The sequence below is a fragment of the Actinoplanes sp. NPDC051861 genome (assembly GCF_040681145.1).
In the GTDB taxonomy this organism is placed as follows: domain Bacteria; phylum Actinomycetota; class Actinomycetes; order Mycobacteriales; family Micromonosporaceae; genus Actinoplanes.
The window spans coordinates 275173-300840 of sequence record NZ_JBFAYE010000006.1 but is presented as its reverse complement, the minus strand read 5'-3'; the positions used below and the strand labels follow the sequence as shown (position 1 = coordinate 300840).

The window sequence follows — 25668 nt, the reverse complement described above, 5'->3', positions numbered from 1 at the left end:
GGTGCGGCGCCCGAACCGGAGCGGTTGGGGGCGGCGCCCATCTGGTTCGGGTTGCCGCCGGGGCCGGGGAGTTCGGGGGCGCGGCGCCGGCCGCGAGGCTCGCCGCCCTGCCGTCCGCGAGGTTCGCCGCCCTGCGGTCCGCGAGGTTCGCCGCCCTGCCGTCCGCCGCCGGGAGCCTGGCCACCGGCCTGCGAACCCGGCTGGACAACGCCGTGCGCACCCGTGTGCGAACCGGGCTCGACGAAACTGTGCGCGCCCGTGTGTGAACCGGGCTGGGCAAGTCCGTGCGCGCCCGTGTGCGAACCGGGCTGGACAAGTCCGTGCGCGCCCGTGTGCGAACCGGGCTGGACAAGTCCGTGCGCGCCCGTGTGCGAACCGGGCTGAGCGGAACCGTGTGCGCCCGTGTGGTTGCCCGGCTGGGCGGGACCGTCGACAGTGCCGTGCCTGCCGGTGCGTTCGCCGGCGGGCGGGGCCGCGTGTCCGGCTCGGCCATGGCGGCCGGTGGGGCTCTCCGGTTCCTCGGAACGTGAGTGCCGGCGACCGCGCCGGTCATCTCCCTGCCCGGGCAGGGGCGGGATGGCGCCGGACTGATGGACCGGGTCATACCCCGGGATCGGGCCGGACGGGTGGTCGAAGCCGGGGCGGGCCGGTTCGCCTGAGCGGAAACGGTCGCGGGCCGGGGCGCCGGGAGAGACGGGGCGCACGCCGGGGGAAACCGGCCTGGCGGCGGGTGAGGTGGGGCGCACGCCCGGGGCCGCGCCGCGAGAGGGCGGGGAGGCCGGGTGGACGCCGGGGATCTCGGGTGCGTTGCCCGACAGCGGAACGGGAGCGGGACCGCCGGCGGGGTTCTGGCCGCCGTAGGTCGGGTCGGCGTCCATCTGGCGCCGTCCGTGTCCGGGCTCCCCCGGACCTGCCGCACGGCCGCCCTGCGGGGGCGGGCCGGCCCGGCGAACCCCGGGCGGCAACTGACCGGGGGCTTGGCCGGGGGCTTGGCCAGGCAACTGGCCGGGCACCTGGCCACGGCCCTGGCCGGGCGGCACCGGTCCACTCATCTGGCCCGGACCCTGACCGGGCACAGCCGGCCGACGACCCGGACCACCGAGCTGACCCGGTGGCATCTGACCCGACGGCACCTGACCACTCAGCTGACCCGGCGGCATCTGACCCGGCGACATCTGACCACTCGGCTGACCGGGCGGCATCTGACCCGGCGGCACCTGACCACTCGGCTGACCGGGCGGCATCTGACCGGGCGCCTGACCAGGAGGAACCTGCCCACGACCCGGCCCCTGCGACATCTCCCGAGGCATCTGCTCGCTCCCCGGCCGCTGACCAGGAGCGCCGGGAACAGCCCCCGGCCGCTGACCAGGAGCACCGGGAACAGCCCCCGGCCGCTGACCAGGACCACCAGGACCACCAGGAACCAGACCCGACCGCTGGCCGGGACCCGACAACGGCGGGGCACCCGGTGGCATCGCGGGGGCGGGCGCGGGGGCGGGCGCGGGGGCGGGCGCGGACGGTGCGGCGGAGACCGGAGACACGGAAGGCGGCGAGGACACCGAACCCGGCGTCATCCGGCCGGGCTGAGCGGGAATCGCCCGGGAGCCCTGGCCGCCCTGCCAGCCGCCGGTGGAGTGCTCGCCCGAGCCCGCCTGCCAGCCCGGCGCGTCGTCGCCGAAGTCGCCGGGCATCTCGCCGGCCGGGGCCTCGTCGGGGCCCGGTGCCATGCGGCCCGACTTGCTGGTGCGGGCCTCGCCGGGTGCCGCGCCGGGGCCGATGGCCGACCGTTCCTCCTTGGCTGTGCGGAGGTCGTCGAGCCAGCCGGTCTCCTCCTGCGGGATCTCCTCGGGCACAACCGGCTGCTCGGGCCGGCCACGCCCGAAGCGACGACCCTTCTTACCGGCGTCGTCGTCGGGCCGTTCGGCACCCCGCGCTTTCACGGCTGTTCCTTCCCGGCGCTGTCGCCGCTGTCGTCTTCCGGCTTTTGGTCACTGTCGACGGCTGCCACACCATCTGTTACGGTTCCCGGACCCTGCGCGATCACTTCGGAAGCGGAGTCCGCCGAAGACTGTGACGCATCCTCGGCGCGAACACCAGCCGCCGCGTGGTTCGGCGTGCCCGCCGAAGCGGTAACCGACCTGGTCACGCCTCCGGTTACGGGTGTTGCCGAACCGCGCACGATCCGGCGCAGTCGGGGCACCCGTTCGCCCACCGCGCGTTCGGCGCCGTGGTCGGACGGCCGATAGTAGTCCGTTCCCACGAGATCGTCCGGTGCGTACTGCTGGCGGACGACGCCGCGTGGGTCGTCGTGGGGGTAGCGGTAGCCTCGGCCGTGGCCCAGGCCCTTGGAGCCCGGGTAGTGGGCGTCGCGCAGGTGCGGCGGGACCACGCCGCCGCGACCGGCCCGCACGTCGGCCATCGCGGCGCCGAGGGCCGTGGTGACGCTGTTCGACTTGGGGGCGGTGGCCATGTGCACGACGGCCTGCGCGAGGTTCAGCTGGGCCTCGGGAAGGCCGATCAGTTGCACCGCCTGGGCCGCGGCCGACGCCACGAGCAGCGCCTGCGGATCGGCCATGCCGACGTCCTCGCTGGCGAAGATCACGATGCGCCGGGCGATGAACCGCGGGTCCTCGCCGGCGACCAGCATCCGGGCCAGGTAGTGCAGCGCCGCGTCCGGGTCGCTGCCGCGCATGCTCTTGATGAACGCGCTGATCACGTCGTAGTGCGCGTCGCCGTCCCGGTCGTAGCGGACGGCGGCCACGTCCACGGCTCGTTCGGCGGTGGCGAGGTCGATCTCCTTGACGTCCTGGGCCAGCGCTGATCCGGCCGCGGCCTCGAGGGCGGTCAGAGCTTTGCGTACGTCACCGGACGCCAGGCGTACAAGATGATCTTCTGCCTCGGCGGAGAGGGTGACCGCCCCGCCCAGCCCGCGCTCGTCGGTGACCGCGCGGCGGATCAGCCGGCGGACGTCGTCCTCCTCGAGGGCCTGCAGGGTGAGCAGCACGCAGCGGGAGAGGAGCGGCGAGATGACCGAGAAATACGGATTCTCGGTGGTGGCGGCGAGCAGCGTGACCGTGCGGTCCTCGACCGCCGCGAGCAGTGAGTCCTGCTGCGTCTTGCTGAAGCGGTGGACCTCGTCGATGAACAGGACGGTCGGCGGCCCGCCGTAACGCCGCTCGCGCCGGGCGGTGTCGATCACCGCGCGCACGTCCTTGACGCCGGCGGTCAGCGCCGACATGGCCACGAACTTGCGGTCGGTGGCGTTGGCGACCAGGTGCGCGATCGTCGTCTTGCCGGTGCCCGGGGGTCCCCACAGGATGACCGACATCGGACTGGACCCGGTGACGAGTTGCCGCAGCGGCGCTCCCGGAGCGAGCAGGTGCTCCTGGCCGACGAGCTCGTCGATGGTCGCCGGGCGCATCCGCACCGGTAGCGGAGCGTCAACGGACGGTGACGCGAAACCGGCGGTCTCGGCACCCGCCGGGTGCGCCGGCGGCGTGAGGGAGAAAAGCCCGTCCGTGTCCATCGCAATCGACATTACCGGCCGGGCGGCAGTGATCCGAAACGGAGCTGGAAGCGCTCCCGTGATCGCCCGCCCACAGTGGGCGGGCGATCACAGAGAGTCAAGAGCGGCCGGACGTCGAGCGTCAGCCGCGACCGGGCCGGCGGCCGTAGAAGCGACGGCCGCTGGTGCCGGTGCCGGTCCGCGGGCCGCTGCCGATGCCGGCCAGGTAGAGCGACAGCAGCAACAGGCCGAGGGAGGCCATCGTCGGGAAGTTGAACAGGTCGGGTGCGCCGAATTGGGTGTCCAGCAGGTCGGCCAGAAGCCAAACGCCGAAAACGACGGCTGCAGCGATGGCGAGCATCGGTTCCTCCGGGGGGATCAGAGAGCCAGTGACCCGCTGGTACCCGCATGGGTGGCCTCCCGAAACTCGACCTTTGGACGGACCAGGTAGAGCGGGGCACCGAGAGCCAGCACGACCGCGCCCACCACGATCGCCGCCGATGTCCCGGCACCGGACGCCACCGCGGTCAGCACGATCGCCCCGATCGCGAAGCCGGGCTGCCCGACCATCGAGTTCAGCGAGATCAGGCTCGCGCGGTAACCGCCCTCCGCCTGCCGGTGCAACAGCCCCGCGTGCACCGGGTTGGCGGCACCGTGCACCGCGTAGCAGAGCAGGAATCCACCGATCACCCCCGCCGGACCGGCCAGGAGCCCCATCGCGACGATCGTCAGCGCGTGCACGAGCTTCAGCGTGAACCCGGTCCAGTGGGCACCGAGGCGCTTCGTCATCAGCGGCACCGCTGCCGCGCCGGCCGCCGACGCCACCCACGCCGCCGAATTCACCGGGCCGAGCAGTGCCGCCGCCGCACCGGGATCGGCCATCACCTCGCTGAGCCGCACCGGCATCAGCTTCTCGAACGTCACCATGCCGACGCTCCAGAAGAACTCCACCATGATCAGCGCGAACACCACCCTCGATCGCCGCACCAGCGACAGCGCACCACCGATCGCCGCCGGCACCCCGCGGACCGAGGCCATGAAACCCGAGAGGCCGCGAGCCGGCCGCTCCTCGGTCATCAGCAGTGCGGTCGCCACCGTGCCGAGCCCACTGATGATCAGCCCGGCAACGACGGGCACGGTCAGCGCGCTCACCCCGCCGATCGGGCCCAGCCAGACCAGGCCGCCGCTCGCCAGGGCGCCACCGGCGATCGCCAGGCCGAGCACCACCTCGCCCCGGTTGATGCCGGTCTCGATGTCCGCCTCCGGGTCCCGCGCCAGAGCCTCGTCGACGAACCAGGCCTGGAGCGGCCCGCTGTCGAGCGCCCGGTAAACCCCCTGCAGCAGGTAGACCACGGCGAACATCGAAACCGTGTCGGCGACCGTCCAGAGGCTCAGCGCGGCCAGATTGATCACGCCTGCGGCCAGCAGGACCGGCCGGCGCCCCACCGCGTCGGAGAGGCCGCCGGTCGGCAGCTCCAGGAAGAGGACCGTGAAGCCCTGGACGGCGGCGACCGCACCGACCTGCGCGACTGTGAGCCCGCGCTCCAGCGGGAGCAGCACGATGACCGGGATGACCAGCCCGACCGGGAGCCAGCGCAGCCCCAGCAGGACGAGGTAGCGAAGGCGGAGCTGCTCGGCGGTCATCGGCTCTCCTCCGGCATCCGCGGCAGCGCCGCCAGGTAGAGCGAGACCCGGCGCGCGCCGGGCTGCGGGTCCGCCTGGGAGGCGCGCTCGTGGCGGACGACGACCTCCTCGATCTCCTCCATCAGGTCGTGCACCTGCCCGGCGGTCATGGTCAGCAGGTAGTCGGACAGCTCACCGGCGTCACGCCACTCCGCCGGCTCCCGCGACAGACCGTGCTGCCACTCCTCGGCCAGCTCGACGAAGCGATTCACCTGGAAGATCTCCAGCCACGAGGCCGCGGCCGTGGCATCCGGGTCGTCCACGTAGTAGCTCCGGCGCCAGCTCGACATCTCGTGCGCGGCGCGCCACCACCGCTGGCGCCCGCCGCCGGGTCGCTCCTCCTCGACCACCAGGCCCGCGTCCGCCAGCTGCCGCAGGTGGTAGCTGGTCGCGCCGGTGTTCGTGTTCAGCATCTCGGCCAGTCTCGTGGCGGTGGCCGGGCCCTCCGCCCGCAGACGCCCGAGCAGCCGCACCCGCAGCGGGTGGGCCAGCACCCGGATCTGCTTGCCGGAGAGGTGGACCTGATTGATCTCGTCGGACATGCTTCCACAATATCTGTGCACAGAATCTATGCAAAGAAACTGTGCATCATCCGCAAAGAAGAGGCGGCCGGGCAGGAAGCCCGGCCGCCGAACAGAAGCAAACCTACGAAGCGTCCCCAGCCGCCTTCGGCTTCGCGTCGATACCCGCCTCGAGTCGCTGCTGAGGCGTGATCGGCGTCGGCGCCGTGGTCAGCGGGTCATAGCCGCCCCGGGTCTTCGGGAACGCGATGACCTCACGGATCGACTCGTTGCCGGAGAGCAGCATGCACGTCCGGTCCCAGCCGAGCGCGATGCCGGCGTGCGGCGGCGGGCCGTACTTGAACGCCTCCAGCAGGAAGCCGAACTTGTCCGCGGCCTCGTCCGGCGTGATGCCGAGCAGGTCGAAGACCCGGCTCTGCACGTCGGCCCGGTGGATACGGACCGAGCCGCCGCCGATCTCGTTGCCGTTGCAGACGATGTCGTACGCGTAGGCGAGCGCCCGGTCCGGCGCCTCCTCGAACGTCCCGATCCACTCGTCGTTGGGCGAGGTGAACGGGTGGTGCACCGCGGTCCAGCCGCCCTCGTCGGTCTTCTCGAACATCGGCGCGTCGACGACCCAGCAGAACGCCCACGCCGACTCGTCGATCAGCCCGGCCCGCTTGGCGATCTCGATCCGCGCCGCGCCGAGCAGCTCCTGCGCCTCACGCCGCTCAGCCGACGCCGCGAAGAAGATCGCGTCACCCGGCTTGGCCCCAACCGCGTCCGCCAAACCCGACAAATGGTCAGATGACAGATTTTTCGCGACAGGTCCACGAGCCTCGCCCGTCGACTCGTCGAGCACCACATAGGCCAGACCCCTGGCACCCCGAGCCTTGGCCCAGTCCTGCCAACCGTCCAGCTCCTTGCGCGACTGCGACGCGCCTCCCGGCATCACCACGGCGCCGACATAGCCCCCGGCGTCGATGGCGCCGGCGAAGACCCGGAACGACGTCCCACGCAGATAGGAAGTCAGCTCAACCAGCTCAACCCCATACCGAAGGTCCGGTTTGTCCGAGCCGTACCGATTCATCGCATCGGTCCACGTGATCCGCGGAATCGGCAGCGGAATCTCGTGATCCGCCAGCTCACTCCACAGCTTCGACACGATCTCCTCACCGAGCGCGATCACGTCGTCCTGCGTGACGAACGACATCTCGATGTCGAGCTGGGTGAACTCCGGCTGCCGGTCGGCGCGGAAGTCCTCGTCCCGGTAGCAGCGGGCGATCTGGTAATACCGCTCCATGCCGGCCACCATCAGCAGCTGCTTGAACAGCTGCGGGGACTGGGGCAACGCGTACCACGTGCCGGGCTGGAGACGGACCGGGACCAGGAAGTCGCGGGCGCCCTCGGGCGTCGACCGGGTCAGCGTCGGCGTCTCGATCTCGTTGAAGTCGCGTGCGTGCAGCACCTCGCGGGCGATCTGGTTGGCGCGGCTGCGCAGGCGCAGCGCCTTCGCCGGGCCGGAGCGGCGCAGGTCGAGGTAGCGGTACTTCAGGCGCAGGTCGTCGGAGGCGGTGATCGTGTCGTCGACCGGCAGCGGCAGCGCGGCCGCCTCGGAGAGCACGGTCAGCTCGCTGGCGACCACCTCGATCTCGCCGGTGGCGAGCTCCGGGTTCTCGTTTCCGGCCGGGCGGGCGTTCACCTCGCCGACGACCTTCACGCAGAACTCGTTGCGCAGCGCGTGCGCGTCCTCCTCGCGGAACACCACCTGGACCACGCCCGAGGAGTCCCGCAGGTCGACGAAGATGACACCGCCGTGGTCACGCCGGCGGGCGACCCACCCGGCGAGCGTCACCGTCGTGCCGGCGTCGCTCGCGCGCAGAGTGCCGGCGTCATGGGTACGGATCACGGAAACGTCTCCTAACAGGGTTCGCGGGGCGCACCCGACATTCTGTCAGGCACGCCCCGCGCCGCGTGCCACGGGCCGGTCAGCGGGGGACCCGCCACGATGTGGCACGCAGGCCGGCGGTGCCGGTGCCGCCGACGTCGATGATCTCCACGAGCACGAGTTCGGCCGGATTCGCCGCGGTCAGCACGCAGATCGCCACGCCTTTGCGTACCTCGATGTCGGCACCGGGGCCCAGCGGGCTGGTCCGGATCGCGCGCAGGCAGCCGGCCGCGTCCAGGTCGGCGCCGGTGCGCTGGCTGCCGGACGCCGCGCCCGCGCCGAGGCTGAGCCGTGGCGGCTGGTCACCGCACCGGCTGTCGTAGCGCAGGTCGGCGGTCTGCTCCGGCGCGTCCGCGCGAGGTTCGTCGAGGTCGAGGAAGAGGACAGCGGAACAGCCCACCTGCACTCGTAGCGGCTCCTTCGCGTAGCTCACCGGGTATTCCTCGGGTTCGGTCACGCGGCCCGGTGCCACCGGTGCCTGCGCGGCCCGCGCCATCTCCATGGCACGCCACGAGAGGAATCCCGCGCCCACCGCCACCGCGAGAGCCAGCAGACTGACCACCACCGCGATGGTCACCCAGGCGCTTCGGTCACGCTTTTCGGGGGTACGCGCGGACGCACGCGTCTCCGTGTCCCGCAACGGCTCGGTCGGGCCCTCCGCGAACCGTGGTCCGGCGGTCCGCTGCACGGGCGGCGTCCACGGCGCCGCCGGGCCGCCCTGCCGCTGCTGCGCCGGCGCCGGCGCGGGATACGTCACGTTGCGCTGAGCCGCGACCCCTCCGGTGTAGGTCCCGCCCACCGGCGCGTGGTGCGGTGTGGCGTTCTGCGCCGGTCGGTCGGGCGGTTCGCTGGCGGCTGCACGGAAAACGGGCATGGCGGACTCCAGCGGGCGCAGTGGTTGAAGTCGCTTGATCAGCGCTCAATCACCATAAACACCCGTGATCTCCACGGAACATCCCCCATCGAGGGGACTGACTCCCCCGAGCGACTCACAGATACGTGTGGAGGACCTCGACGACCCGCCGCTCCTCATCCACCACCGGGATGTCCCGCCACTTGTCGAAGGCGGTGCACGGGTGCGAGATCCCGAACCGGATCAGGTCGCCGGGTTCCAGCCCGGTCCCGCCGCCGGGCCCGGACTCCAGATACGTGTGGTGGTCGTTCAGCCTCGTCACCCGCAGGCCGGCCGCCGGCCGTACCGACCCGCTCGCGTCGCGGATCTCCTGCGGCTCCGGCAGTCCCTCGTCGAACGGCACGTCCCGCTTGCCCATGCCGACCAGCGCCAGACCCGGCTCCGGCGCCGACAGGACCTGGGCCCAGACCTCCAGGGCCGCGGTGAGACCGCCCTGATCGGGTACGCGAACGAACGGCGTGTGCTCCCGGTAGAACCCGTCGTCGTGAGTGACCGACGCGCCGCTGCGCAGGATCAGCCGGGCCCGCCTGCCGAAGCCCTCGAGTCTCTCGGCGACCCGGTCGAACCAGGCGCTGCCACCGGCGGAGAGGATCGGCTGCTCGGGCAGGAGTCCCTCCTTCGCCAGCAGCTCGAACCCCTCCACGAGCCGGTCCAGGAACTCGTCGACGGCGTACTGGTCGGGCAGCTGTCCCTCGTACGCCGTCACCCCGGCCAGCTCGACACCGGGCGCCGCCTCGACCGCCCGCGCCACCGTCTCCAGCTCGTCCAGGGTCCGCACCCCGGTACGCCCACCCGGGTGCCCGAGCTCGGCGAGGACGCTCAAGGGCCCACCGGCCGCGGCCGCCGCTCGTACCCCCGCGACCGAGTCGACCTGGAAGTACACCTCCCAGCCCGCCGCGCGCTCGGCAGCCAGCCAGCGCAGCGCCACCGGGTCGAGGATCTCGTTGGCGATCAGCACCCGCTCGACACCGAGCCGCCGCAGGATCAGCGCCTGGTTCGCCGTCGCCACGGTCATGCCCCACGCGCCGGCCCGCAGCTGCGCCTGGATCAGGCCGGGCGCCATCGACGTCTTGGCGTGCGGCGCGAAGTCGAACCCGTGCCGCTCGCAGAAGGCCGCCATCGTGGCGATGTTCGCCTCCACCCCGGCACGCCGGACCACCAGCAGCGGCCAGGTGAAGCCGCCGCCGAAGATGCTTGGTCGTTCCGCGGCTATCCGCTCAGGGTCGAGGACCTCCTCCGGCGACCAGAATCCCTTGCTGCGCCAGTCGATCGACACGTTGCCCTCCCTCGTCGGCTGTTGCGAGACGGTCCGCTGTTGCGAAACCGTCGGCTGTTGCGAGACTGCCGGTCATGGTCGACATCGCGCTGCCCGCCACGTTCACCCGTACCGTCGAGGACTGCTGGGGTGCCGACGGACGGCGGTGGCTCGCCGCCTTGCCCCGGATCGCGGGGCAGGTACTGCGGAAATGGGACCTGACTGTCGAGGAACCGTTTCCGTTGAGCATGAACTGGGTGACGCGGGTACGCCGGGCGGACGGCTCGACGGCGGTGCTGAAACTGGGCGTTCCGGAGGCCGGGCACCTCGCCGACGAGGCGGTCGCGCTGGAGTTCTTCGCCGGGAACGGCGCGGTGGCGCTGCTGGGCCGCGACGACACGCTCGGCGCGCTGCTGGAGGAGGAGGCCAGGCCCGGTGTGCAGGTCCGCTCGCTCGTGCCGGAGCGGGACGAGGAGGCGACGGCCGCGCTGATCGACGTGATGCGGCGGCTGCACCGGCCCGCGCCGCCCGGCCTGCCGCTGCCGGAGCTGTCCCGCCGGGTCGCCTCCTTCGACGACCACCTGCGCCGCTTCCCGGACGGCGGCCCGATCCCCCGTCACCTGGTGGAGCGGGCCCGCGAGCTGTTCGCCGATCTCTGCGCCACGGCGACCGGACGGGTGGTGCTCCACGGCGACCTGCACCACGACAACGTACTGACCGCGGACCGGGAACCGTGGCTCGCCATCGACCCGCACGGTGTGATCGGCGATCCCGGGTACGAGGCCGGCGCGCTGCTCTACAACCCGGATCCGCTGGATCCCGACGACACCGTGCTGGATCTGGCGCGGGCGCGGATCGAGCAGCTCGCCGACGGCCTGGGCATCCCGGTCGACCGGGTCACCGCGTGGGGTTTCGCCCAGGGCGTGCTCTCCGAGGTCTGGATGTTCGAGGGCGACGGCGGGAGAAACATGCGCTCGTTGCGGCTGGCCGAGCGGCTCCTCCCCCTGCTGCCCTGAGGTCACCGCAGGTCCGCGGTCATCTCGTGCAGTTCGGCGAGGCGGTCGTCGAGCGCACGCGGGTTGCCCGGTGCACCCGGCCGGGCGTCCTGCGGCCGGGGTCCGCTGAGTGGGCGGTAGTTCACACCCAGCGCGTCGAGCCGGGCCAGATGCTCGGGCAGCCGCGCCGCGAAATCGGCGAAGTCCCGCTCGGCCGGGCCCCACACCACCTCGGCGAACGCGCAGAGTCGCGGGAAGGCCATGTACTCCACCCGCCGCAGCGACTCCATGTGCTCGGTCCAGAGGTTCGCCTGAGCGCCGAGAACGAGTGGTGACTCCGGCGGGTTGTAGGCGTACACGTCCTCGAGGGTGAGCAGGGTGCCGACCGGTGTCGGCTCGCCCGGGTCCTCGGACTGGCGGTAGTCCAGGTAGAGCTTCACGTCGGGGCAGCAGACGACCTGATGGCCGGCCCGGATCGCGACCTCGGCCGGTTCGATGCCACGCCAGGCCGCGACGACCGCGCCGGGCGGCGCGCCACCGGCCAGGATCTCGTCCCAGCCGTAGATCCGGCGGCCGCGGCCGGCCAGGTGCTCGGCCATCAGCGCGGTGAACGCGGCCTGGGACTGGCCGTCGGTCCACTCCTCGGTGGGGCACTCGTCACCGCCGATGCCGATCAGCTCGGACGGGAAGATGTCGCAGATGTGGTCGAGGACCTGCCGGCAGAAGTCCAGGGTGGCCGGGGCCAGGTTGAGCACGTGCGGCGAGATGCCCCAGCCGGTCCGGACCGGTCCGGTCCAGCCGTTGCCCAGCGCGGGGTAGGCGGCGATCGCGGCCTGCATGTGCCCCGGCATGTCGATCTCGGGCACGACCGTGATGTGCCGCTCGGCGGCGTGCGCCACGATCGCCCGCAGATCCTCAGCGGTGTAGAACCCGCCGTGCGGCGTCCCGTCGTGGAGCGAGTGGATGCGCGACCCGAGCATCGACTCGCTGCGCCACGCCCCGACCGAGGTGAGCCGTGGCCAGCCCGGCACCTCGACCCGCCAGCCCTGGTCGTCGGTCAGGTGCAGGTGCAGGACGTTGAGCTTGTGGAAGGCCAGCAGGTCGAGGAAGCGGAGCACGTCCGGCACCGGCATGAAATGGCGGGCGACGTCGAGCAGCACGCCGCGCCAGCCGAACCGCGGCGCGTCGGTGATGCTCACCCGGGGGGTGGGGCGGCCGAGCTGACGGAGGGTCTGCAGGCCGTAGAAGACACCGGCAGCGGACCCGCCGCGGACCTCGATCTCGTCGGCGACGCTCAGCTCGTACCCCTCACGGGGTAAAGCTGGATCGATGATCAGCCGCGGCTCGCCCGCGAAGGGTGAGTGCCCCCCGGAGAGGGCCACCCGCGCAGGGTGCGGGATCAATCCTTCACCGCCCCGCCCAGGCCGGCGACGAGCCGGCGGCGGACCACCAGGAAGAAGATCAGAACCGGCAGGGTCATCAGCGTCGATGCTGCCATGATCGCACCCCAGTCGTTCTCGTCGGGTTTGAAGAAGACCAGCAGCGCCATCGGGAGAGTCTGGTTGTCGGCCGCGCTGATGATGAAGGTACGCGCGAAGAGGAAGTCGTTCCACGCGTGGATGAAGGAGAACACGCTGACCGCCGCGAGACCCGGCGCCACCAGCGGGAACAGGATCCGCCAGAGGATCGTGAACCGCCCGGCGCCGTCGATCTGCGCCGCCTCGTCGAGCTCGTCCGGGATCGCCTGGACGAAGCCGCGCAGCATCCAGATCGCGAACGGCAGCGTGAACGCGGTGTGCACCAGCATCAGCGAGCCCAGCGTGTTGAGCCCGATGCCGGGCACCGTGGCGCCGATGTCGCGGACCAGGAAGAACAGCGGGATGGTCAGGGCCTCGATCGGCACCATCTGCGCGATCAGGAACGCCACCAGGATCGTGGTGCGGAACCGGAAGCGGAACCGGCTCAGCGCGACCGCGGCGAGGAACGCGATCAGGCCGGAGACGGCCACCACGACCAGCGCCACGATCAGGCTGTTGAGCAGGTATCGGCCGAAGTCGTTGACCGACAGGACCCGCCGGAAGGCGTCCAGCGAGGGTGCCAGGGTCCACGGCTTCTGGTCGAGCGACTGGATCTCCCCGGCCGGTTTCACCGCGGACAGCACCATCCAGTAGATCGGGAAGACGGTGATCAGCGCGATCAGCACCGCCACCGTGTCCAGCAGGCGCCGGCCGAGTCTCATAGCTGTTCTCCCGATCGGCGCAGCGCCCGCAGGTAGACGAGGGTCACCGCCAGCAGGATCAGCATCATCACCACGCCGATCGCGGCGCCCCGGCCGTACTCGCTGGACGCGAAGGCCTGCTGATAGGCGTACACGTTGAGGGTGAGGTTCTGGCCGGCGAGCCCGCCGCCGCGCGTCATCACGTAGATCTGGGTGAAGATCTTGAAGTCCCAGATGATCGACTGGATCACCACGATCGCGAGCACCGGCCGCAACATCGGCACCATGATCCGCCAGAACGAGCGCCAGGGGCCCGCGCCGTCCAGGGACGCCGCCTCCAGCACCGACTTGGGGATCGCCTCGATGCCGGCGTACAGCGTGACCATGACGAACGGGAACGACGCCCAGACGACAGCGGCACCGACCAGGGCGAACGCGGTGTAGCGGTCGTACATCCAGTTGTATCCCTCGATGCCGAACAATTGGTTCACGAAGCCCAGGTCGGTGTCGAACAGGAACATCCAGGTCGTCGAGCCGGAGACCGCGGGAACCGCCCAAGCCGCCATCGCGGCCAGAGACAGCGTCAGCCGTGCCACCCGGCCGATCCGGGTGAGCAGCACTGCCAGGGCCGCGCCGACCGCCAGCGTGGCGAGCACGCAGGCGGCGGCGAAGACCACGGTCGCGCCCAGCACCGACCAGAACCTCGGGTCACCGGTCAGCCGGGTGTAGTTCTCCGCGCCGACGAACCGGGTGGGCTGCCCGCCGCTGACCTGCGCCTGGGTGAAGTCGAGCACCGAGAGCAGGCCCAGCTGGTACATCGGGTAGAGGAACAGGCCCCCGAGCACCACCACCGCGGGCAGCAGCAGCCAGAGCGGGGTGAAGCCGCGCCGCAGGGTCACTTGGTGAGCGCCTCGTCGATCTGCTTGGCGGCCTCGTCGGTGGCCTGGTCCACGGTGGCTTTGCCGGTGGCGACCTTCTCGATCATCGTGGGCAGCACCGCGGAGGAGTCGATCTTGCCCCAGCCCGGGTCGAGCGGGACGAACTTGGTCCCGGCGTCGATGGTGTCGAGGAACGGCTTGACGAAGGTGTCCTTGGCGGCGATCTCGGCGCTGGCGGCCTTCAGGGTCGGCAGGTTGCCCATCGCGTCGTACATCTTGGCCTGGTACTTCTTGCTCGCCAGCAGGGTGAGGAAGTCGGCGGCCAGCGCCGGCCGCTGTGCGTTCTTCATGATCCCGAGGTTGTTGCCGCCGGCGAAGGCGGGCGCGATCGAGCCGGCCGTGACGCCGGGCAGCGGGACGACGGCGTACCTACCCTTGGCAACACCGGCGTCGACGGCGGCCCGGTTGAAGTTGCCGAGGATGCCCATCGCGGCCTTGCCACTGGCGAACAGCTCGACGGTCTTGCCGCCGGTCAGGTCGGCACAGTTCTGCGGCGGGCAGTTGTCCGCGGCGATCAGGTCGGTGTACGCCTTCAGCCCGGTCCGCGACTGCGCCGAGTTGATCGCGGTGAGCTCGCCGCCGTTGGCCCACACGAACGGCATCGCGCCGTACGTGTACTTGCCGCCGACCGCGATCCCGTACAGGTCCGGCTTCCTCGACCGGATCGTCTTCGCGGTGGTGCTCAGCTCGGCCAGCGTGGCCGGCGGCTTCAGCCCGAGTTCGGTGAACAGGTCCGTGCGGTAGTAGAGGGCGCGCACGCCGACGTACCACGGCACGCCGAGCAGCGTGCCCTCGTAGGTGGCGCTCGCCCGCGCCGAGGAACTCAGGTCGGCGCCCTCGGCCCAGCCGGAGACGGTCGCACCCAGGTCGGCGAGGCCACCGGCGGCCGCGTACTCGGGCAGGTCGGTGTTGCCGTACTCGACCACGTCGGGCGCGCTGGCCGGGTCGTTGAAGGCGCCCTTGAACCGCTCACTGCGCGTGTCCACGGCGATGTACTGCAGGTCGACGGTGGTGTCCGGGTGTGCGGCGGTGAACTCGGCGACCGCCTCCTTGACGACCGCCTCCTTCGGGGCGCGGTTCGGCTCGTCGAAGAGCCAGACCTTGAGGGCGCCGGTACGCGGCCCGCCGTCTGCGGCGGCCCCGGAGGACGACGAGGTGGACGGAGCCCCGCAGGCGGAGAGGCCGAGGGCCAGAGCCAGGACGATCAATCGCTTCTTCATAAACGCACCATGTTCGTAAGTAGTTCGTTTAGATTGTGCTCTAGACTGTCGGCTGCCAGGTGAGGCGTCAACCCATAGATTTACGAACCATTTGAGAACGGGACGAAATGATCGGACTGGTCGTGCACGCCGCCCACCGGGCCCGATTCGCCGACGCGGCGAGCACGCTCACCGGCGTCGAGTTCGCCTGGGCGATCTACGAGCGCGAGGACGAGATCCGCGACCTGGTCGCGGGGCTGCTGCGCGACCATCGGCCGGACGGGTTGCTGCTCGGGCTCGTCCCGTACGCTCGCTGCCGTGACCTGATCCCGGACGGCCTGCCGGTGAAAGTCACCCGCTCGGCCGCCCTCGACCTGGCGCTGGCCTGGGCCCGCGCCCGCGGCAACGGATGGCCGGCCACGCCGGTCAGCGTGGACACGTTCGCCACCGAGACGGTCGACGAGGTCGCCGCCGCCCTCGGCCTGGACCGGACGGCGATCGCGGCCCTGCCCTTCGACCCGGCGCAGCCCGTCGCCGAGGTGGCCGACTTCCACCGCGAGCAGCTGGCCCGCACCGGCGCGCCGTACGTGATCAGCGTCCGGATGGGCGTCGCCGCCGCGCTCGACGGGCAGACCGCGGTGCTGCACGCCCTCGCCACCCCCGGCACCATCCGCGCCGACCTCAACGAACTCGCCCTGCGCATCCACCACAAGCGCGCCGACGGGCAGCGGTTCGCGGCCGCGCTGTTCCTGATCGGCAAACCCGACGACCGCACGCGCGTCGCCCTGCAGCACCTGCTGCTCAACACTCCCGAGTTCGCCGACGCCTGGATCGACCACCGGGGCCCGCGCGGCGTGCTGGTCTTCGCGCCCGCGTCGCTGTTCGAGACCGTGACACACCAGTGGGTCGGCCTGCCGGTCCTGGCCGAGGCACGGCAGACCCTCGGCGTACGCGCCGTCGCGGGGTTCGGCATCGGCGCGTCCGCCCGGCTCAGCGTCGCCCTGGCCGAGCGGGCGGCGGCCCGCGCCGAGCAGGACACGGAACCCGGTGCGTACCTGTTCACCGGCGACGGGATGACGATCGGGCCGATGGGCGCGACCGCGGTGCCGCTCACCTACACCTACCGCGAGCACGGCGGGATCGAGCAGCTCGCGACCCGCGCCGGGCTCAGCCCCGCCACCCTCTCCCGGCTCGCCGCCATCGAGCGCAGCCTGGACGGCCGGGCGCTCTCCCCCGGCGAACTGGCCCGGACCCTCGGCATCACCGACCCGAGCGGGCGCCGGCTGATCCGCAAACTCACCGCGGCCGGCCTGGTCATCGAGACCGGCAGCGCGCAGGAGCACCGCAAGGGCCGGCCGACCCGGCTCTACCGCCTCAGCATCGTGGGGGCCGTCTCGTGAGCTGGGACCTGCTGATCGTCGGCGACGACCGGGACATCGCGGTGGGCCAGGGCCGGATCGCCGCCGTCGGTCCCGGTCTGCCGCGCGACGCCCGCCAGGTCGTCGACGCCACCGGGAAGCTGGTCACGCCCGGCCTGATCGACGCGCACACCCACGTCGGACCCGGTTATTGGGGCATCGACCCGGACCCGATCGCGTGGTATTCCGGCGTCACCACGTGGGTGGACGCGGGGTCGGCGGGCGCGTACACGGTGGCCGGGCTGCGGCGGGTCGCGCAGACCGCGTCAGTGCGGGTGCGCGCGCTGCTGAACATCTCGGCGGTCGGCCTGGCCGGGCGCACCGGCGAGTGCCGCGACCTGGGCAACTGCGACGTGCCGCTGGCGATCGACACGATCCAGGCGAACCGCGACCTGTTCTGCGGGATCAAGGTGCGCATCGATCATGAGACGGTCGGCGAGAACGGGGTGGAGCCGCTGCGGCGCGGGCTGGCGGCGGCGGAGGCGTGCGGCGTACCGGTCATGGTCCACATCGGCACCACGCCGCCGTCGCTGGACGAGGTGGCCGGGCTGCTGCGGCCGGGCGACCTGATGACGCACTGCGCGAGCGGGATCGCGGCGCCGCTCGGGCCGGCCGTCCGGGAGGCGGCGGCGCGGGGCGTGCTGCTGGATCTGGGGCACGGGTCCGGAGGGTTCGCCTTCGACGTGCTCGAACGGCAGTTGGAGGCGGGGCTCTCCCCGTACACGATCTCCACCGACCTGCACGCGCGCTCGCTGCACGGCCCGGTCTTCGACCTGCCCACGACCATGGCCAAACTGCTCGCCTGCGGCGTCGCGCTGTCCGACGTGGTCGATGCGGTCACGGTCCGTCCGGCCCGGGCGCTGGGCCTGCCGGGCGGTTCGCTCACGGTGGGCGACCCCGCCGACTTCGCGATCTTTGATGTACGCCGTGAGCCGTTCACCGTCGCCGACGCGCATCGTGCCGTCCGCACCTCGCCGATCCGTCTCGTCAACGAGGGCACGTACGTCGCCGGCTGCCTCCTGACACCGCGCCTGCCCGCACCGCCCGCGCCGTGGATCCCGCTCACCGACCCGCAACGGTCCGCCCTGGCCGACCGTGAGCGCCGCATCCGTGCCCTGCTCAGCACGCCCCTGGTGGACGTGGAGGGCCTGGCCGAACAGTTCCCGAGAACCGAACCGAGGAGTTCCTGATGCCCAAGCGTGCCGTGATGACCGACAAGGCAGCGCCGCCCGGCGGACCGTACTCGCACGCCGTCGTCGCCGGCGACACCATCTACCTGGCCGGGGCGGTTCCGGCCCGGCCCGACGGCACCTGGGTCACCGGGACCTTCGCCGAGCAGGCGCACGCGGCCTTCCAGAACCTGGCTGCGGTCGCGGAGGCGGCCGGCTCCAGCCTCGACCAGGCCGTGCGGATCGGCGTCTACCTGCGCGACTTCGATGACTTCGCGGAGATGAACACGATCTACCGGGAGTACATCAAGGGCGAGCACCTGCCGGTCCGGACGACGCTGCCAGTGGCGCTGGTCGGCTTCGACATCGAGATCGACGCGGTCCTCTACACCGGCGCCTGACCCTCTTTCTTCGATCCGTCCGCCCTCCGGGGCGGGCGGATAACGACAGACTTAATTGGGTACGGGAAGACCCATGCCTTCCCCCGGAGAGTTGCTCGGTGCCCGTTACCGGTTGGACGACCGGATCGCCGCGGGCGGCATGGGCGAGGTCTGGCGCGCCACCGACACCGTCCTCGACCGGCCGGTCGCGGTGAAGACGCTGCTGGCCGGGTACGCGGGCGACACCGGTTTCCGGACCCGGTTCCACCACGAGGCACGTGCCATGGCGGCGCTGCGGCACGCGGGTGTTGCCCCGGTCTACGACTTCGGCGACACCGGTGACGGCGCCTTCCTGGTGATGGCCCGGGTCGACGGCGTACCGCTGAACCAGTGGATCGCCGAGCGCGGCCCGCTCACACCGCACCAGACGATGTCGATCGTGGCGCAGGCCGCCCGCGCGCTGGCCGCCGCACACGAGGCGGGCATCGTGCACCGCGACGTCAAACCCGGGAACCTCATCGTCGAGCCGGACGGCACCGTGGTCCTCGTCGACTTCGGCGTCGCGCGGTCGGCCAACTCGGTCACCCTGACCGGGGCCAAGGAGGTCGTCGGCACCGCCCTCTACATCGCACCGGAGCAGGTCGCCAAGCGCGTCACCACGTCGTCGGCCGACCTTTATGCCCTGGGTGTGGTGGCCTATCACTGCCTCGCCGGGCGCCCGCCGTTCATGGGCGACAACCCTCTGATGGTCGCCCTGCAGCATCTCGACAGTGAACCGCCGCCGCTGCCGGACAGTGTGCCCGCGCCGGTCCGGGAGCTGATCGAGACGGCGCTGGCCAAGGATCCGGCGGCGCGCTTCCCGTCGGCCACCGCGATGGCCGAGGCCGCCGAGGCCGCAGCTCCCGCTTCTTTTGTCGGTGCTGTGGCTGTCGCTCCTCCCCTTCCGCCGCCCACCGAGGCCACTCAGCAGTGGGTCGCTCCGGACAGCCCGCCGCCACCGCGACGCCGGCGGGCCGTCCTCGCGATCGCCGCGGCACTTCTCACGCTCCTCGGGATCGGCGCCGTTTTCGCCGCGACTGACCCTTTCGGGTATTTCGAGGACAATCCGGCCTCCACCCCCACCCCCAGCGCCGGCGTGCCGTCGCAGTCCCCCTCGCCGGCCAAGAAGGGCAACGCCGGCCAGCAGAAGGCCAAGACCAACCCCGCCGCCGAGGACGACGACCGCACGTCCACCGGCGCCGAGGACGATCAACCCGAGGCGACGCGACCGCCCGCCACCAGCACGACCACGGCGGAGCCGGAGCCCACCCGGCCGGAGGAGACAGCGACGACCACCGAAGCCCCCGAAGAGGAGGAGACAAGCACTACAAACCCGGCAACTCCGGCGCAGCCCGATACGACTGACCGATGAAGATCCGATGAAGGTCCTGTGTTGAAGCTGTGAGGCGATCGGTACGATCCCCCACTTAGCCCCGCCACTGCGCCCCCCAAGGCAGGACATGTCGGTCACCGTAGACAGAGTTGCAGCAACTCCGGCCGAAACGATCCCCAAGCCCCGGCCACATCTCGGGTTCCGCCCCGACATCGAGGGCATGCGGGCCGTCGCCGTCGTCCTCGTGGTCCTGTCGCACGCCGGTGTCACCGGCCTGGCCGGCGGCTACGTCGGAGTGGACGTCTTCTTCGTCATCTCCGGCTTCCTGATCACGACGCTGCTGCTGAACGAGCTGTCGCGCACCGGCACGGTCTCGCTCGCCGGCTTCTACGCCCGCCGCGCCGTCCGGCTGCTGCCCGCGTCCACCCTGGTGCTCGGGGCCACCGTGGTGGGCGCCTGGTTCTGGCTGCCGTCCACCCGGTTCAACTCGATCAGTCTGGACGCGCTGTACGCCACCTTCTACGGCATCAACTGGCGGCTCGCGAGCGAGGGCGTCGAGTACCTGAACGCCGACGCCGCGCCCTCACCGCTGCAGCACTTCTGGTCGCTCGCCGTCGAGGAGCAGTTCTACCTCGTCTGGCCGCTGCTGATCCTGCTGTTCGCACTCACCCGCCGCCGGACACGGGTCCCGCTCGTCATCGCGCTGACGGCGATCACCGCGGTGTCGCTGACGGTGAGCGTCAACCAGACGCAGACGTCGGCGCCGTGGGCGTACTTCGGGGCGCACACGCGGGCGTGGGAACTCGCGATCGGCGCCCTCGTGGCGATCGGCGCGGCGCGGCTCGCGGGGCTGCCCGCCAGGCTCGCCGCCGTGCTGACCTGGGCCGGCCTGGCCGCGGTGATCACCTCCGCGCTGCTCTACGACGAGCAGACGCCGTTCCCCGGCTCGGCGGCGCTGCTGCCGGTGCTCGGCTCGGCGGCGATCATCGCGGCCGGATGCGCGGCCCCTCGTGGCGGCGCGGCGACCGTTCTCGGTACGCGCCCGTTCCAGCTGGTCGGGCGGTACTCGTACAGTTTCTATCTCTGGCACTGGCCGGTCCTGATGATCGGCCCGTCGGCGCTGGAGATCGAGCCGACACTGCAGCTGAACCTGCTGCTCGCCGCCGCGTCGCTTGTCGTCGCCGTCGCGTCGTACCACCTGGTCGAGAACCCGGTCCGGACGTTCTCCTGGATCAAGTCGCAGTCGTGGCGCGGCCTGGGCATGGGCCTCGGCCTGTCCGCGGCGACCGCCGCCGTCGCCCTCGTGGCGAGCGGCCACACGCCGCCGCTGCCGACCGGCGGACCGGCCGCCGACACCGTGCAGGCGATCGCCACCGCCGCCGACCCGCTCGGCCGGGTGCGCACGCTGGTCCAGCAGTCGGCCAGGCTGCAGCGGATCCCGGAGAACGTGCAGCCCGGCCCGCTGAAGGCGACCAAGGACAAGCCGGTGATCTACCGGGACGACTGCCACGCAGGGTACGAGGAGAGCGCCATGCTCCACCCGTGCTGGTACGGCGACCCGGCCGGTAGGGACGAGATGTTCCTGTTCGGCGACTCGCACGCCGCGCACTGGTTCCCGGCGTTCAACGAGATCGCCACCGAGCGTGGCCTCAAGCTGGCGAACCGGTCCAAGTCCGCCTGCCGTACGGCCACCGTGCTCGTCTACAACGGTGTCCTGAAGCGCCCCTACCAGGAGTGCGTCGCCTGGCGCGAATCGGTCTTCCGCGAGATCGAACAGGTCAAGCCGAAGATGATCGTGATGGCCTCGAGCGGCGGCGACCCGGGCGGCATGGTCACCCCCGACAACGTTCCGCTGGACGAGGGCCCCGACGGCGACCTGCTCTGGACCAGAGCCTGGATCACGTCCTTCGAGCGCCTCGAAGCCACCGGGGCTCAACTCGTCCTGGTCCTGGACACGCCGTGGCCGGTCGGCTCCACACCGGAGTGCATCGTCACCAACCCGAAGCGGATCGACAGGTGCGGGCGACCCGTGCGCGACGCCATCCTGGAACCGACCCGCCGCGCGATGGTCGCCGCCGCGGCCCGCGAACGCGGCATCACGGTGATCGACACCCAGCCGTGGTTCTGCACCGAGACGGTCTGCCCCGCGATCATCGGCAACGCGATGGTGTGGCGCGACTACAGCCACCTGAGCACCGCGATCGCCACGGCGATGACCCCCCTGATGCGCCGACAACTCCCGCAGTAACCCCAACCCAACCGTGTGTGGACTTCCGCCCCGCTCCGCACCCGAAAACCACACACTCCACCCCCAACCAACCGCGTGTGGAATTGAGCCCCGCTCCGCACCCGAAAACCACACACTGGTCTGGACTGTTCAGGCGAAGACGTCCTGTTGATACCGGCCGGCTCCCTCCAACGACCGCAACCACCCCTCAGCCTGCTCCGCCGTTCCTCCGGTCTTCCGCCTGTACAACCCCAGCAACTCCCCCCGCACAGCCGGCGCCATCCGCGCACCGTCCCCGCACAGATACACGTGCCCGCCCTCCTCCAACAGCTCCCAGATCCGATCCCCGGCCGCCGCCACCGCCTCCTGCACATACCGCCACGGATGCCCAGGAACCGCCGAGAATGCCACCCGCAGGTCCACCACCCCGCCGGCCTCCCATTCGCGCATCTCGTCCCCATAGAGCCAGTCGTGCGACGGATGCCGGCACCCGTAGAACAGCAGGGCCGCCCCGCGCGACTCCGCCATCGCCCGCTCCTGCAGGAACCCGCGCAGCGGCGCGAACCCCGTCCCCGGCCCGATAAGGATCATCGGCACGTTCGAGGACGGAGCCCGGAACGGCGGCACCGGCACCCGCACATGCCCATAGAAGACGTCCCCAGGCTGCAGCCGGGCCAGGTACTGCGAACACATTCCGCGATACCGCCCACTTCCCGTGCGTGACGGCCCGTCCACCAGACCCACGGTGATGGTCACCAGTGACGGGTCGACAGAGGGGGAGGACGAGATCGAGTAGAAGCGCGGTTTGATCGTGCCGACGAGGGAGAGGTAGACGCCGAACGGCAGGGCGATCGCCGGGAACCGTTCGAGCAGGCTGAGCACGGAGAGCCGTTTGGCGAGCACCTCGTCCTCGTAGGAGGTGATCAGGCCGGACAGCTGACGGGTCGTCCAGGGACACTCGGTGAACCCCGTGAGCTGCGAGATCTGTGCGCGACTGGCAGGCTCCTGCAACTCGAGGAAGTCGGTGAGGAGAAGCCCGGCAGTGACCGGCAGGCCCAGCGGGAGACCGGTGGGCCGGTCGCCGTCCTGGGTCAGCCGGACCACCAGGTCGCGGGAGACGCGCAGGGTGTGCAGCGCCCAGTCGACCAGTTCGGGGTCGTTCTTCGCGTAGACGGCCAGGTGGTCGCCGGCCGCATAGGTCACGCCATCGGGGATACGGACGGTGATGGACTTGACGCCGGGTCGTGGCGCTTCGTGACTGAAGTCCCAGAGGTCCGTGGGGTCGCTGACCAACTCGTCGACGGCGTAGACCATGATCGGGTAGGCGGCGTCGGACACCACGGCTGGCCGGATCTGATCGTCGCCGAGGACCTCCACCGCGTAGCGCGGACCGGTGCCGGCCGGGGGCGCGGAGGTGCCGTAGCGGGCGGCCAGCGCCGTCCACAGGCCGTCGAGCCAGGCCTGCGCCATGCCGTCGAAATCACCCGAAGCGTCTGTTTCGCCGCGAGCAACCACCGGCTCGGCGCCGGCTTGGCGCAACTTCAGGTCAACCCTTTGGGGGTACGCCTGATACGTGGCCCATTGCGTGTTGCCGTTGCCCAGCACCGCGTACCGCAGGCCGTCCAGTGCGCCAGCCGGGATCGAGAGGTCGTCGAAGAGCTGCGCGTTGTCCGGGGCCTTGCCGTTGTAGCTGGAGGTGACGACCACGAGGAGACCCTCGGTGGGCAGGTCGGTGGCGAGCTCGTCGAGCGTACGGACGGTCACGTCGAAACCGGAGCGGCGGCCACGGTCGGCGACCTGCTGTGCGAGGTCCTCGGAGGTGCCGAGGTTGGAGCCGAACGCGACGGTCAGCCGTACCCCCGAAGCCTGAACCTCGGCCGCCTCGGTCGCCGGCGCCGTCGGCACCTCCGGGACCGCCGCCAGGCGCTCGTGAGGCCGGCGCACCCGCAGCCGCAGCCGGAAGTCCTCGGGCTTGATCGTCAGCGTCTGCTTGATGTGCAGCCGGTGACCGTCCGGATCGGAGATCGCGAACCGCTGCAGGACCATCGCGAGCGCGAGCCGGGCCTCGGTGAGCGCGAACTGCCGCCCGATGCACGCCCGCTCACCGTTGCCGAACGGCTTGTACGCGTGCGGATGATGCTCCACCTTGCGCTCGGGCAGCCACCGGTCGATGTCGAACGTCTCCGGGTCCGGCCACGCCGAGGGGTTGGTGTGCAGGGGCTTGAGCAGCACGCCGATCTTCTGACCCGCGGGAATCGGATAGCGCCCGCCCAGCGTGGTGTCCTCGCGCGACATCAGGCCGATGAACGGGATCGGTGAGAGCAGCCGCAGCGTCTCGTCGAGGATCCGCGGGATCACGTCCAGCTTCATGATCGTCTCGTAGGTGGGCACCGTGTCGCCGGGCAGCATCCGGTCGACCTCGGCGTAGGCGCGGGCGAGCACGTGCGGGTTGCGCAGCAGCAGGTGCAGCGCGAACGAGAGCGTGCCGCTGGTGGTCTCGTGCCCGGCGATCAGGAACGTGAGCACCTGGTTGCGGATGTTCTCGTCGGTGAGGTTCTCGCCGGTGACCGGGTCGGCGGCACCGAGCATGAGGCCGAGCAGGTCGTTGGACTTCGCACCGCTCGCCCGCCGGGCCCGGATCACTTCGTCGACCGTCTCCTGCATCACCGAGATGTCGGATCTGTACCGAGCGTCGGCCTTCTTCTTCAGGCTGGTGACCACGGGAAGCTGACGAGCCCGGTGCATCACCTCGGTCAGCGCGTTGCCCATCGCCTGCAGGAACGGGTGCAACTCGGGGTTCTCGAAGGACCGGAACGACCGGCCGAACCCGGCCAGCGCGATGGTGTCGAGGGTCAGCCGCGTCATGTCGTCGGAGACGTCCACCTCGGAGCGGCCCTCCCACGCGCGGACCAGATCGTCGGCGACGGCGAGCATCTGCGGGAAGTACGCCTTCATCGAGCGCTGACTGAACGCCGGCAGCAGGATCCGGTGCGCCTGACCCCAGACCGCCTCGTCCTCCCGCGCGGTGAACAGGCCGTCACCGGCGAAGTCGCGGACATCGGCGAGCGGACCGTCCACCGGCTTGAAGAAGCGCGACTCGTCGCAGAGCTCGGCGACCAGGTCGGGGTCGTGGACGAAGACGACGTGCCGGCCGGCCAGGTTCAGCTTGAAGACGCCGCCGGGGTGCTGCGCGGCGAGCTCGGCGAAGAACCGGTGCGTGCCCTCCACCGGAACCTGCAGTCCATTGCCCACGATCGGCAGCCCGCGCGGTGCGGGAATCGCGGCGGTCACGGGGAAACCTCCTCAGCCATACGGTGTATGGCGCTACCATACGGCGTATGGCTGAGAGCGCAAAGTCTGGTGATCAACGCTTGACGCGGGACGTGATCCTCCGGTCGGCGCTCAGGATCGTCGACGCCGACGGGGTCGAGTCGCTGAGCATGCGCAAACTCGCGGCCGACCTGGGCGTCAATCCGATGTCGCTCTACCACCACGTGGAGAACAAGGCGGCGCTGCTCGACGGCATGACCCGGCTGATCACCGAGGGCGCCGAACACATCGAGGTCGGCGACGGGCCGTGGCAGGAGCAGTTGCGGCGGTTGGCGTACGAATTCCGTGCCCTGAGCCTCGCCCACCGCAACCTGATCCGGTACGCGTTCACCACCGACGACGTGATCCAGCGAGGCGGCCCGATGTGGCGCACACTGTGCGCGGTGCTGCGTGGTGCCGGGCTGCCCGAGCCCGAGGTGGAGCGGACGGGTGCGGTCTGCGCGGTTCTGGTGGGCGGGCTGCTGCACACCGAGGTGAACGGGACCATGCGGCGGCTGATCGGGGCCGGTAAGGCCGACGACACCGGATTCGCCCTGGCCGTGGATCTGCTGATCGACGGCGTGGCCGCCCGGGTAGGGCCCGGGCGCGTGCTTTGATCATCAAAGGGTTACACGTCGG

At 71.2% G+C, this 25668-nt stretch carries 19 protein-coding genes; 7 read left to right on the top strand and 12 right to left on the bottom strand.

Annotated elements, in window-relative coordinates:
* Positions 1–1936 precede the first annotated feature (1936 nt).
* From AB0M02_RS20090 to AB0M02_RS20060, 7 genes are all read right to left on the bottom strand, one after another.
* Complete coding sequence (locus tag AB0M02_RS20090) at positions 1937–3526, bottom strand: replication-associated recombination protein A (RefSeq protein ID WP_364228760.1); 1590 nt, start codon at positions 3524–3526, stop codon at positions 1937–1939.
* A gap of 121 nt (positions 3527–3647) precedes the next feature.
* On the bottom strand, positions 3648–3866 hold the full coding sequence (locus AB0M02_RS20085) for a hypothetical protein (protein WP_364228758.1): 219 nt from the start codon (positions 3864–3866) through the stop codon (positions 3648–3650).
* 17 nt (positions 3867–3883) lie between these two features.
* The gene (locus AB0M02_RS20080) at positions 3884–5149 is read right to left on the bottom strand and encodes an MFS transporter (protein WP_364228756.1); all 1266 of its coding nucleotides are present in this window, start codon (positions 5147–5149) and stop codon (positions 3884–3886) included.
* Positions 5146–5730 (bottom strand): winged helix-turn-helix domain-containing protein, encoded by a 585-nt coding sequence (locus tag AB0M02_RS20075; RefSeq protein ID WP_364228755.1) that lies wholly within the window; start codon positions 5728–5730, stop codon positions 5146–5148. The genes AB0M02_RS20080 and AB0M02_RS20075 overlap by 4 nt, the downstream gene beginning before the upstream one ends.
* A 103-nt stretch (positions 5731–5833) precedes the next feature.
* Positions 5834–7597, bottom strand: coding sequence for an aspartate--tRNA ligase (aspS, locus tag AB0M02_RS20070; RefSeq protein WP_364228753.1), 1764 nt, complete (start codon positions 7595–7597; stop codon positions 5834–5836).
* Between the two features lie 79 nt (positions 7598–7676).
* The gene (locus AB0M02_RS20065) at positions 7677–8510 is read right to left on the bottom strand and encodes a hypothetical protein (protein WP_364228751.1); all 834 of its coding nucleotides are present in this window, start codon (positions 8508–8510) and stop codon (positions 7677–7679) included.
* 115 nt (positions 8511–8625) lie between these two features.
* Entirely contained in the window at positions 8626–9825 is a 1200-nt protein-coding gene (locus tag AB0M02_RS20060) for an alanine racemase (protein WP_364228750.1), read from the bottom strand.
* A gap of 74 nt (positions 9826–9899) precedes the next feature.
* Here AB0M02_RS20060 and AB0M02_RS20055 point away from each other — a divergent pair, with 74 nt between their 5' ends.
* On the top strand, positions 9900–10820 hold the full coding sequence (locus AB0M02_RS20055; RefSeq protein ID WP_364228748.1) for an aminoglycoside phosphotransferase family protein: 921 nt from the start codon (positions 9900–9902) through the stop codon (positions 10818–10820).
* Between the two features lie 2 nt (positions 10821–10822).
* Here AB0M02_RS20055 and AB0M02_RS20050 read toward each other — a convergent pair whose 3' ends face one another.
* The 4 genes from AB0M02_RS20050 to AB0M02_RS20035 are packed head-to-tail and all read right to left on the bottom strand — an operon-like array spanning position 10823 to position 15175.
* Complete coding sequence (locus AB0M02_RS20050; protein ID WP_364228746.1) at positions 10823–12181, bottom strand: beta-N-acetylhexosaminidase; 1359 nt, start codon at positions 12179–12181, stop codon at positions 10823–10825.
* Between the two features lie 17 nt (positions 12182–12198).
* A complete protein-coding gene (locus AB0M02_RS20045) occupies positions 12199–13038 on the bottom strand; it encodes a carbohydrate ABC transporter permease (protein ID WP_364228744.1) in 840 nt (279 codons plus the stop codon).
* The gene (locus AB0M02_RS20040; RefSeq protein ID WP_364228742.1) at positions 13035–13916 is read right to left on the bottom strand and encodes a sugar ABC transporter permease; all 882 of its coding nucleotides are present in this window, start codon (positions 13914–13916) and stop codon (positions 13035–13037) included. The genes AB0M02_RS20045 and AB0M02_RS20040 overlap by 4 nt, the downstream gene beginning before the upstream one ends.
* The gene (locus AB0M02_RS20035) at positions 13913–15175 is read right to left on the bottom strand and encodes an extracellular solute-binding protein (RefSeq protein WP_364228740.1); all 1263 of its coding nucleotides are present in this window, start codon (positions 15173–15175) and stop codon (positions 13913–13915) included. Before AB0M02_RS20035 ends, AB0M02_RS20040 begins: the two co-directional genes overlap by 4 nt.
* 107 nt (positions 15176–15282) lie before the next feature.
* On the opposite strand from AB0M02_RS20035, the gene AB0M02_RS20030 reads away from it, so the two are divergent.
* The 5 genes from AB0M02_RS20030 (at position 15283) to AB0M02_RS20010 (ending at position 21741) form a co-directional block, all read left to right on the top strand.
* Complete coding sequence (locus AB0M02_RS20030) at positions 15283–16554, top strand: helix-turn-helix domain-containing protein (RefSeq protein WP_364228738.1); 1272 nt, start codon at positions 15283–15285, stop codon at positions 16552–16554.
* The gene (locus tag AB0M02_RS20025) at positions 16551–17762 is read left to right on the top strand and encodes an amidohydrolase/deacetylase family metallohydrolase (protein WP_364228736.1); all 1212 of its coding nucleotides are present in this window, start codon (positions 16551–16553) and stop codon (positions 17760–17762) included. Before AB0M02_RS20030 ends, AB0M02_RS20025 begins: the two co-directional genes overlap by 4 nt.
* Positions 17762–18142 carry a RidA family protein gene (locus tag AB0M02_RS20020; RefSeq protein ID WP_364228734.1) on the top strand — a complete coding sequence of 127 codons (381 nt, stop codon included), beginning with the start codon at positions 17762–17764 and terminating at the stop codon, positions 18140–18142. Before AB0M02_RS20025 ends, AB0M02_RS20020 begins: the two co-directional genes overlap by 1 nt.
* A gap of 73 nt (positions 18143–18215) precedes the next feature.
* Entirely contained in the window at positions 18216–19532 is a 1317-nt protein-coding gene (locus tag AB0M02_RS20015; RefSeq protein ID WP_364228732.1) for a serine/threonine-protein kinase, read from the top strand.
* A gap of 181 nt (positions 19533–19713) precedes the next feature.
* Positions 19714–21741, top strand: coding sequence for an acyltransferase family protein (locus AB0M02_RS20010; RefSeq protein ID WP_364228730.1), 2028 nt, complete (start codon positions 19714–19716; stop codon positions 21739–21741).
* Positions 21742–21870: 129 nt separating this feature from the next.
* Here AB0M02_RS20010 and AB0M02_RS20005 read toward each other — a convergent pair whose 3' ends face one another.
* Positions 21871–25011, bottom strand: a complete 3141-nt coding sequence (locus AB0M02_RS20005; RefSeq protein ID WP_364228728.1) for a cytochrome P450 — start codon at positions 25009–25011, stop codon at positions 21871–21873.
* A 47-nt stretch (positions 25012–25058) separates the two neighbouring features.
* On the opposite strand from AB0M02_RS20005, the gene AB0M02_RS20000 reads away from it, so the two are divergent.
* The gene (locus AB0M02_RS20000; protein ID WP_364228726.1) at positions 25059–25646 is read left to right on the top strand and encodes a TetR family transcriptional regulator; all 588 of its coding nucleotides are present in this window, start codon (positions 25059–25061) and stop codon (positions 25644–25646) included.
* Positions 25647–25668: the final 22 nt, after the last annotated feature.